Annotated in this window: 12 protein-coding genes; 2 read left to right on the top strand and 10 right to left on the bottom strand. The window is 69.3% G+C overall.

Annotation, left to right across the window (positions count from 1 at the left end):
• Positions 1 to 221 (bottom strand): hypothetical protein (locus VK923_11300; protein HSJ45256.1); only part of this gene is annotated, 221 nt, incomplete at its 3' end.
• 244 nt (positions 222 to 465) lie between these two features.
• Between VK923_11300 and VK923_11295 the strand changes: the two genes are divergently transcribed.
• Complete coding sequence (locus tag VK923_11295; protein ID HSJ45255.1) at positions 466 to 957, top strand: pyridoxamine 5'-phosphate oxidase family protein; 492 nt, start codon at positions 466 to 468, stop codon at positions 955 to 957.
• Positions 958 to 1011: 54 nt separating this feature from the next.
• Here VK923_11295 and VK923_11290 read toward each other — a convergent pair whose 3' ends face one another.
• Complete coding sequence (locus VK923_11290) at positions 1012 to 1473, bottom strand: SRPBCC family protein (protein ID HSJ45254.1); 462 nt, start codon at positions 1471 to 1473, stop codon at positions 1012 to 1014.
• 200 nt (positions 1474 to 1673) lie between these two features.
• Here VK923_11290 and VK923_11285 point away from each other — a divergent pair, with 200 nt between their 5' ends.
• Complete coding sequence (locus VK923_11285; GenBank protein ID HSJ45253.1) at positions 1674 to 2357, top strand: TetR/AcrR family transcriptional regulator; 684 nt, start codon at positions 1674 to 1676, stop codon at positions 2355 to 2357.
• A 12-nt stretch (positions 2358 to 2369) separates the two neighbouring features.
• On the opposite strand, the gene VK923_11280 is transcribed toward VK923_11285, so the two are convergent.
• The 8 genes from VK923_11280 to VK923_11245 form a co-directional block, all read right to left on the bottom strand.
• Complete coding sequence (locus VK923_11280; protein ID HSJ45252.1) at positions 2370 to 2786, bottom strand: hypothetical protein; 417 nt, start codon at positions 2784 to 2786, stop codon at positions 2370 to 2372.
• A 12-nt stretch (positions 2787 to 2798) separates the two neighbouring features.
• On the bottom strand, positions 2799 to 2963 hold the full coding sequence (locus VK923_11275; GenBank protein ID HSJ45251.1) for a TMEM175 family protein: 165 nt from the start codon (positions 2961 to 2963) through the stop codon (positions 2799 to 2801).
• A gap of 191 nt (positions 2964 to 3154) precedes the next feature.
• The gene (locus VK923_11270; protein ID HSJ45250.1) at positions 3155 to 4258 is read right to left on the bottom strand and encodes an ABC transporter ATP-binding protein; all 1104 of its coding nucleotides are present in this window, start codon (positions 4256 to 4258) and stop codon (positions 3155 to 3157) included.
• 4 nt (positions 4259 to 4262) lie between these two features.
• Complete coding sequence (locus VK923_11265; protein ID HSJ45249.1) at positions 4263 to 5075, bottom strand: ABC transporter permease; 813 nt, start codon at positions 5073 to 5075, stop codon at positions 4263 to 4265.
• A gap of 64 nt (positions 5076 to 5139) precedes the next feature.
• A complete protein-coding gene (modA, locus tag VK923_11260) occupies positions 5140 to 5934 on the bottom strand; it encodes a molybdate ABC transporter substrate-binding protein (GenBank protein ID HSJ45248.1) in 795 nt (264 codons plus the stop codon).
• Positions 5935 to 5937: 3 nt separating this feature from the next.
• Positions 5938 to 6336, bottom strand: coding sequence for a helix-turn-helix transcriptional regulator (locus VK923_11255; protein ID HSJ45247.1), 399 nt, complete (start codon positions 6334 to 6336; stop codon positions 5938 to 5940).
• A 380-nt stretch (positions 6337 to 6716) separates the two neighbouring features.
• Positions 6717 to 8069, bottom strand: coding sequence for a GyrI-like domain-containing protein (locus tag VK923_11250; GenBank protein HSJ45246.1), 1353 nt, complete (start codon positions 8067 to 8069; stop codon positions 6717 to 6719).
• Positions 8006 to 8650 (bottom strand): hypothetical protein, encoded by a 645-nt coding sequence (locus VK923_11245; GenBank protein HSJ45245.1) that lies wholly within the window; start codon positions 8648 to 8650, stop codon positions 8006 to 8008. The genes VK923_11250 and VK923_11245 overlap by 64 nt, the downstream gene beginning before the upstream one ends.
• Positions 8651 to 8817: the final 167 nt, after the last annotated feature.

The following is an 8817-nucleotide window of genomic DNA, read 5'->3' as shown; positions in this document are numbered from 1 at the left end:
TCTCCCGACGGGTCCCGATCGTCCCACACCTGCTCGGGGAGCATCAGGCCGTCGTTGGCGGTCGCGGCGATGTCGGCCAGCCGCGCGCGTGCGGCGGCGGGGTCACCGGCCAGCAGCTCATAGTCGCCCCGCTCGCCGGCGAAGATCGGCCAGATGCGCCCGTACGTCCGGTCCTCGTCGGGGGTGTCGGGGTCGAGCAGCCGCGCCCGGTCCACACGCATGCGACCCATCGGTTCGGCCTCTCCCCCCTGGCGGCCCGCCCCCACGACGCCGCCACGCCTCTCGGCAGATGCGGCCGTCTTCCTCCGAGCAGGAAGAGCGTCAAACCATTTGCTCGCATGGACCCGAGCCGGGCGTCCCAGTCGGTCAGGGGAACGCCAGCGTCACCTTGACGTCAGATGTACGAGACCGCACCGCCGAGCACGGCTGTGCGTCGGGCGACTCGACCCGGTAGTGTCCCCTGTCGTGGTCACCTGGAACGAGTTCGCCGCCGACGCCCCGCGCATCGCCGAGGTCTTCGTCCGCCGTCACACCGCCGCGGGCAACCTGTGCCTGCTCGCCACGCTCCGCGCCGACGGCTATCCCCGGATCAGCCCGATGGAACCCCGGATCTTCGAGGACCACCTGGTGCTCGTCGGTATGCCCGACACCACCAAGTTCCGGGACCTGGGTCGCGACCGACGGTTCTGCCTGCACACGGCCACGGTCGACCCCTACGTGAGCGACGGGGACGCCAAGCTGTGGGGCGACGCCGCGAACCTGCAGGACGACGACCTGCATCAGCGGTTCGCGACCAACCTGTTCGACGAGACCGGGATGGACCTCCGGGGATGGGTGTTCGATCCCTTCCACGTCGCCGATCTCACAGGCGCTTCGTCGCTGGCGATCGAGGACGGTCAGCTGGCGATCACCATCTGGAGGCCGGGTGAGGGAGAACGGGTGGTGCGCAAGACCTGACCAACGGACGACGCACCACCAGAGTGCTCAGCCTCCCGATCCTCAGCTGACCGGTCATTCCTGACGCGTGGGTGCCGACTCGATGATGCGTCTGAGCTCGTCGAGGTTGCGTCGCATGCCGTGCTTGAACAGCCGCGTGGCGAGGGAGTCGACGGCACCCAAGGGTGCCGGGAGGCCGGTGCCGCTGATGCGGCCATCGAGGGTGATCCCGGTGACCCCGCCCGGACGGGGCTGGAGGGTGTAGCGGTACAGGAACGGGGTGGGGCCGTCGCGACTCTCCAACGTCACGCACCGGTTCGTCTCGTACTCGGTGATCTCGACGGTGTTGTGCACCTCGCCGCCGGGCAGTGACCGGGTGATCACGTAGGTCGCGCCGGCCGTGATCGGACCCGTCGACGTCGTGGTGACCCGTTGGACCGCCTCGTACCAGCGGGGCATCGTCGTGGGGTCGGCGATGACGGCGAAGACATCCTCGCGGGGGCGGTCGATGGTGGCCTCGAGGTGAAACGTACCCATGGTGTCGCTCTCTCTCGTATCGGTCGTGTCGAGTTCGTGACGCCGGACGCTGGCCGGCGCACGAGCAGCGACATCGACCCAGGGTGTGCCCAGGCGTGCTGAACCGGGCGACCCATCGAACGTCCTGACGTCGGTTGCGTACCTGATACGCTAGCGTCAGCGTATGAGATACGCAACAGCAGGATCCTGGACTTGTCACAGTGGCGAACACACGGCAGACGGAGAAGTCGACGGGGCGGGTGCGCCGCAACACGCTGTCGCGCGACCGGGTCGTGCGCGCCGCGCTGGCCCTGATGGACGACGAGGGCATCGACGCGCTCACCATGCCGCGGCTCGCCGAACGCCTCGGCGTGGGAACGATGTCGTTGTATCGCCACATCGAGGGCAAGGACGACCTGATCAACGCCGTCGCCGAACAGGTGCTCAGCCGTGTGGAGGTTCCCCCCGGCGCGCCCGGCGACTGGGAAGGCCGGGTCGTCGGCTACCTCCGCGCGCTGCGGAACCAGGCACTCGCGCACCCCGCCCTCTCACGGATCCTCGCCGACCGCGGCCTGACCGTCGGTCCCGTGTTCGACCAACTCGAAGAGACCCACGCGATCCTGCGCACAGCCGGCTTCTCCACAACCGACGCCGTCCGGACCTTCTACACGCTGCTCACATACGTGTTCGGCTTCGTCATGTGGGAGCTCCCCCGTGTCCACCAGCAGCCCGCCACCGCCTACACCACCGCGTGGACCACCGCCCTCGACCACCTCGACCCCGACGCGTACCCCACCCTCCACGAGCTCCGCGACACGCTCACCACGACCGCATCGTCCGACCAGTTCGAGCACGGCCTCAACCACCTCGTGCGCTCGCTGCGCCGCAGGGCAGATGATCGCTGAGCTCATGGGCTGTCACGCGCGGGAAGACCTGAGCCTGAGCACGCCGAACGGCACGATGATGTAGATCGCGACAGCCAGGTAGCCGAGGACCGCGAGCACGGGCAGAAACCACCCGAGGACGATCATGACCAGGTAGCTGGCCATGCCGCCGAGGCGGAGCCGCTTGGTCAGCGTCGTCACGTCCTCGTCGGATGAGTCTGGTCGCACGAGCCGCTCGCGGACCGCCAACCGCCACAGCACCGACACCAGCACCGAGCACAGGAGCAGGTTGATCCCGTAGATGGTGGTCGCGACGCGCTCAGGTGCGTCCTGGCGAACGTACTCCGCCATGAGTCGGGTCGGGAACGGGAGGAACGACACCACCATGAGCATGAGCAGGTTCAACCGGATGAGGATCGAGGTGGCGTGATCGAGGTGCTCCGTGATCACCGTGTGCGCGAGCTACACCGCCCCGATCGTCGCGAAGCTGACGAGATACGCCAGGTAGGAGGGCCACTGCTCCACCAATGCGCGTGCGAGGTCTCCCTCCGACCCGCTGGGCACGCCGATCTCGAGAACGAGCAACGTGATGGCGATGGCGAACACGCCGTCGCTGAAAGCCTCCATCCGCGCCGTGCCCAGACCCGGCGCTGGCGCCGAGCCGTCTCCTCGTCCATTACGGCGCTGATTATGCCCTCCGCGCCTACCTGGTGGAAGCGTCGGCCATCCACCTATGGCGTCGGTCAGGATCACGTGGCACCGCGCCCAAGTAGATCGCGTGAGCTCGGTGGCATCGCCCTCCTCGACGTCCCGGCGGATCAGGCCGGGTAGATGCTGACCTCGGTGGCTTTGACGGACACGTGGACGTCGCCGCCGACGCCGAGGTCGAGCGCGGCGACGGCGGCGGGGGTGACCTCGGCCACGATCGGGAGTGGCCCGGCGACGTGGACCCGGACGCGGTCGCCGTGGACGTCGAGCCCGTCGATGGTGCCGGTCCAGACGTTGCGGGGTGTGCCGTCGGGCCGGTCGCGGTACAGCGCGACGGCTGTCGGGTGCACGGCGGCGAAGACGTCGCCACGTGCGGTGGTGGCGGTGACCAGCCGCTGGTGGGGCGGGAGCCGGATGGTCGTGCCGTCCGCATGGCCGCGGTACAGGTTGAGACCCACGAGTCTGGCGATCCACACCGATCGCGGTCGTTGGGTGACGTCGTCGATCGAGCCGTCCTGGACGACGCGTCCGTCCTCGAGGATCACGAGTCGCGTTGCGAGGGCAATCGCCTCGACCGGGTCGTGGGTGATCACGATGCTGGGACCGGAGAAGGCGTCGAGGTGGCCCCGCAGCTCGCGGCGGATCGTCAGGCGGGCTTCGACGTCCAGTGCGGACAGCGGTTCGTCCATCAGCAGCAGGTTCGGCTCGTACGCGAGCGCGCGTGCGAGCGCGACCCGTTGGGCCTGGCCACCCGACAGCTGGTGGGGACGTGACCGGGCGAGATCGGTCAGCCCGACCCGTGCCAGCCACGTCATGGCGTGCTCGTGTGCCTGACGGGCGGGGATCCCGTGCGCACGGAGCCCGAACGCGACGTTGTCGACGACGTCCAGGTGCGGGAACAGCAGGTGGTCCTGGAAGACCATGCTCACGCCACGGTCCTCGGGCGCGAGCCGGATCCCGGCGGCGGTGTCGTCCAGCGTGCGGCCGGCAACGACGACCCGGCCCGACTGCAGCGGCGTGAGACCCGCAAGGCTACGCAGCAGTGTGGTCTTTCCCGCACCGTTGGGGCCGAGCAGCGCGACGACCTCGCCCGCCCCGACGTGCAGGGTCACGTCGAGCGTGAACGTCCCCAGATTGACGGCGAGGCGGGCCGACAGGCCGTCGGAACTGTCTTCAGCGTGCGAGGTGGACGACGGTGTCGGTGCGTCGTCCACGGGATCAGCCGACACCGAGGTACCGGCCGCGCAGCGCGACGAGGACGGCGACTGACACCGCGAGCAGGATCAGGCTGAGCAGGATCGCGGCGTCGACGTCCCGCTCGAGTTGCAGGTACACCGCCAGCGGCATGGTCTGGGTTCGGCCTGACAGGTTGCCCGCGAACGTGATCGTGGCGCCGAACTCGCCGAGCGCGCGCGCCCAGCACAGCGCCATGCCGGCGCCGAGCGATGGTCCCAGCAGCGGCACGGTGACCCGTCGGAACGTCAGCCACCGGCTGGCGCCGAGGGTCGCGGCGACGTCTTCGTAGCGGCGGTCCATCGACCGCAGCCCGGCTTCGACCGTCACGATCAGGAACGGCATCGCGACGAAGGTCTCGGCGAGGACGACGCCGGCGGCGGTGAACGGCAGGGTGATGCCGGTCAGCGCGTCCAGCGGCTGGCCGATGAGCCCGCGGCGGCCGAACGCGAGCAGCAGCGCCACCCCACCCACGACGGGAGGTAGCACCATTGGCAGGACGCACAGCGCCCGCAGCAGGGTCTTGGCGGGGAACTCCCGGCGGGCGAGCAGCCATGCCAGCGGCACGCCCAACAGGGTCGACAGCGCCAGCGCGGCGGTCGACGTCACCAGAGACAGTCGCAGCGCCGACCGGACCGTCGCGTCGGCGATCAGCTCGCCGAGACGCGCCCACGGTGTGTTGACCACCAGCCCGACCAGCGGCAGGAGCAGCAATGCGATCGCCAGGATCCCGAGCCAGCCCATCACGGTCTGCAGGCCGACCCGTGATCGCCGGGAAGCGCCGGGGTCCCAGCTCACGCCAGGCGACCTACCGCTTCGCTACATGAGGTCATCACGCGACCTACCGCTTCGCTACATGAGGTCATGGCGGCGAGAAGCCGAACTCGTTCAGCAACTCCTGGCCGTCGTCGGAGGTGACGTAGTCGATGAATGCGCCGGCGGCGGCCGGGTTCGGCGCGTCGACCAGTGGGGCGATCGGGTAGGTCGCCGGTACGTTCTGGCCGGCCGCGATGTCGACGCCCTCGACGTCCGCGCCGGCGGATGCGATGTCGCTGGTATAGACCACCCCGGCGTCGGCCTCTCCCAGCGCGACGCGCGACAGGACCGCGCGGACGTCGGTCTCCAGCGATGCGGGCTCGACGTCGATGTCCTGCGCGTCGAGCGCCTCGCGCCCGTACTCGCCGGCAGGCACCTCCTCGGCTGCCAGCACCACGGTGACGTCGTCGCGCGCGAGATCCTGCAGGCCGTCGATGCCCTTCGGATTGCCCGGCTCCACGGCGATCTGCAGGCTGTTGCCCGCCAAGTCCGTCCGCTCCGCGACCAGCCCAGCGTCTTCGACCACGTCCATCTGCGGCTGGTTCGCCGACGCGAACACATCGGCCGGGGCGCCCTCCACGATCTGCGTGGCCAACGTCGAGCTGCTCGCGAAGTTGAACGCCACACTGACGTGGGGATGCGCCTGCTCGAACTGCTCGGCGGCCGCCTCGAATGCACCGGTCAACGAGGCCGCGGCGAACACCGTCAATGCGCCCGACAACGCCTCGGAGGACGTCGCAGCCACTGACGGCGACGCGGCCTCCGAGGGCGCCGCCTGCCCACCGCCACACGCGGCCCCAACCACGGCCAGCAGCACTCCCAGGACGATGCGGATCCGCACGCTCTACTCCTTGGGAAGACCGACGATGACGCTCGTGGCCTTGACCGATGCCACCACCCGCGTGCCGACGTCCAACTCGAGCTCGTCGACGCTCTCTGCAGTGGTCAGCGCGACCAGCCGGTACGGGCCCGCCTGCATCTCCACGGTCGCCGCCGCGTCACCACGCACCACGCGGGTCACGATCGCGTCCAGCTGGTTGCGCGCCGACGACGCCGTGATCACCCGCGACGGCGTGCGACGCTCCGCGAGCAGTCGCTGCACCTCCGGCAGCGGCACCAGCCGCTGGCCACCCTCGCTGCGCGTCAGCTCGACCCGCCCGTCGTCCTCCCACCGGCGCAGCGTGTCGACGCTCACGCCAAGCAGCGCCGCCGCCTGCCCGATCCGAAGTCCCTCCTCAGTCACAGCGCGGGACTATACCTAGGTAAGATATCTCGCACAAGCACGTTTCTAGGTACTCGGTGAACCATCGCGTGTCATGACCGCGGCAGCTGATGACGGGAACGCTGGTACGAAGGCCAGGCCGCCATCGCCCTGGGACAACTCGAACAGGCCGTCACGCTCGCCGGTGCGGCATCCCGCCTCCACGATGACGCCGGCGGACGGCTGACCGTCCAACCACCGCTGGGACAACGGAGCACCCCCGCGACGCCGGCAGCCGCACCCTCAGCGACTCAGAGATCGACGTCGCCTCGCCCGCGGACGATCAATGAGCACCGACGACGCCGTCGCATACGCCAAGGCGACCAAACGGTCCGCACAACGGACTGAAGCGCCGCTGCCGCTCAGCCGATGCGGTACGGCTGGACGATCTCGGTGCGCCACGACTTCGGGTCGGGTTCCTCCTCGGGGTCGCTGTAGTAGATCTCCCAGGCGTCGCCGACGAGCTCGCCTCCCTGCTCACGGACCCAGGAGGCGAGCGCGTCGTACGCGGGCTCCATCTCGTCGTAGTCCCCGACGTGCATCGTCCTGGCGACCCGACCGGCGGGCAGCGATGACCCCCGCACGTCGCCGGACGCGTCGATGGGGCTGGCCACCGGGAAGCCCGCCTCGACAGCGAAGCGCCCGTCGTCGAGCCGGCGGAAACGCGAGAACGGTGGGCCCACCGGCTGCACGCCCGTGTGTGCGAGCACCCCGGCGACCGCACCATACGTCTTCGCCATCCAGGGGCCGATCTCGTCGACGGGCAACGTCGCTTCGGACACCGCGGTCGGCTGCTCGTCGGCGGTGTCCGGCTGGATCTCGTAGGTCCTCATGCGCATAGCGTCCGACGCCACGTCATCGGCGTGTAGAGGCCTTGGTCCTCTTTGGGTGAGGCCTTCGTCCACGGGTACGACCGACGCGGACGCGGAGACGCCGTCTACAAGCCATGGGCCCATTCGTCTCTGCCCTCGGTGCGCCTCTCCCCGTGCAGAACTGCTCACCCCGACGGCCGGCCGTATCACGGCAAGCGCTTTGGCGCCGAGGTCGCGGAAGATCTGAGATGCGCCAACCTCGCCGGCTTCGTCGGCAGCTTCCAGCACCGACAACGCAGCGATGTAGCCACAGCCGCGCGCTGACCACCACTGCGCAGCCTCGAGGTGTCGATCCGCAGCCTGCAGAACATACGGTTCGGCGATCCCATCGGGTGGATCGATGTCGATGCCGGCGCGGCGTCGCCAGCTGGCGAGCGGTCCGATCATCCACGTCGCACCACGCTCGACCGCCAGACGCCAGGGCTCATCTGTCGCGTCGACGATCGCATCGGGACGTCCGGCGATCCAGGCCAGCTCGGCACGGGCCAGGGCCGGCGGCACGAGTCGCTCGAGCTCGCCCGTCGGCGCTGCGAGGTCGCGCGCCAGGTCAAGTGCCGGCCGGGGATCGCCCAGTCCGGTGCGCGCGGCGATCAGCGCATTCACGGTCAGCGCGAGGACCCTCGGGATCGTCGACGATCGGGGATAGGCGACCACCAGGTCAGCAAGATGTGCCGCGCGTTTCCAGTCATCCTGGTCGAGCGCGGCGACCGACTGGTAGGCCCGGACGTAGAACAGTCCGAGTTCGTGACCCAGATCGCGACACCACGCTTCAGCTCGTCTCAACGCGTCGGCGGCGACCGAGTACTCGTGTCGCCGGATCGCGCAGCCCGACGCTTCGGCCACGACGATGCCCGACCACACACACACGTGTCGATGAGGTCGGCGGTCATGTCGGCGATCGCCATGAGCAGCCGCACGTCGACGGAGCAATCAATTGCGTCAAGCATCGCTCGAGCTCGTGGACCCAGTCTGCTCGCGCGTCCGAGCACCGCTTGACTGATGCTCGCGGGCACCTCATCAGCGCGTGAGTCGAGCACCTCGATGACGAAGAGGGGGTTGCCGCCGGTCAGGGCGTGGATCTGTCCGCCATCGCGACCGTGGTTCGCGGCCAGCTCGGTCACGGCGGACCTCGACAACGGCTCCAGCCGCAGCTCACACGTTGCCGGCAGCGTCACGAGTTCGCCGACCACCCGACGGAGCGGGTGCACGACGTCCACCTCGTCGTCGCGATAGGTGACCAGGACAAGCACCGGCAGTGCTGATACGCGGCGACCAAGCAGCCGAAGCACGTCGAGTGTCGCCTCGTCTGCCCAATGCAGGTCCTCGTGCACCAGCACGGTCGGTGCTGTCGTGCGGAGATCATCGAACAGGTCGGCGGCGACGTCGTACGGCTGCTCCGGGATCGAGGCGCGGCGCCTGTCCACGAGCGGCCGTGGACCGTTGGCCCGCGGTCAGCGGTACAGCTCTGGCCTGCGCATGCGGAGCGCCGGTTCCCGGCTTCGCTCCGCGGCAATGGCGTCGAGGTCGAGCGTGGCGATGAGTGCCTGCTCGTCAGTACCGGCTTCAGCGACGACTTCGCCACGTGGATCGG

The organism is Euzebyales bacterium (genome assembly GCA_035461305.1).
Taxonomy (GTDB): Bacteria; Actinomycetota; Nitriliruptoria; order Euzebyales; family JAHELV01; genus JAHELV01.
The sequence above is the reverse complement of the archived record's forward strand: the minus strand, read 5'-3'. Positions and strand labels throughout refer to the sequence as shown.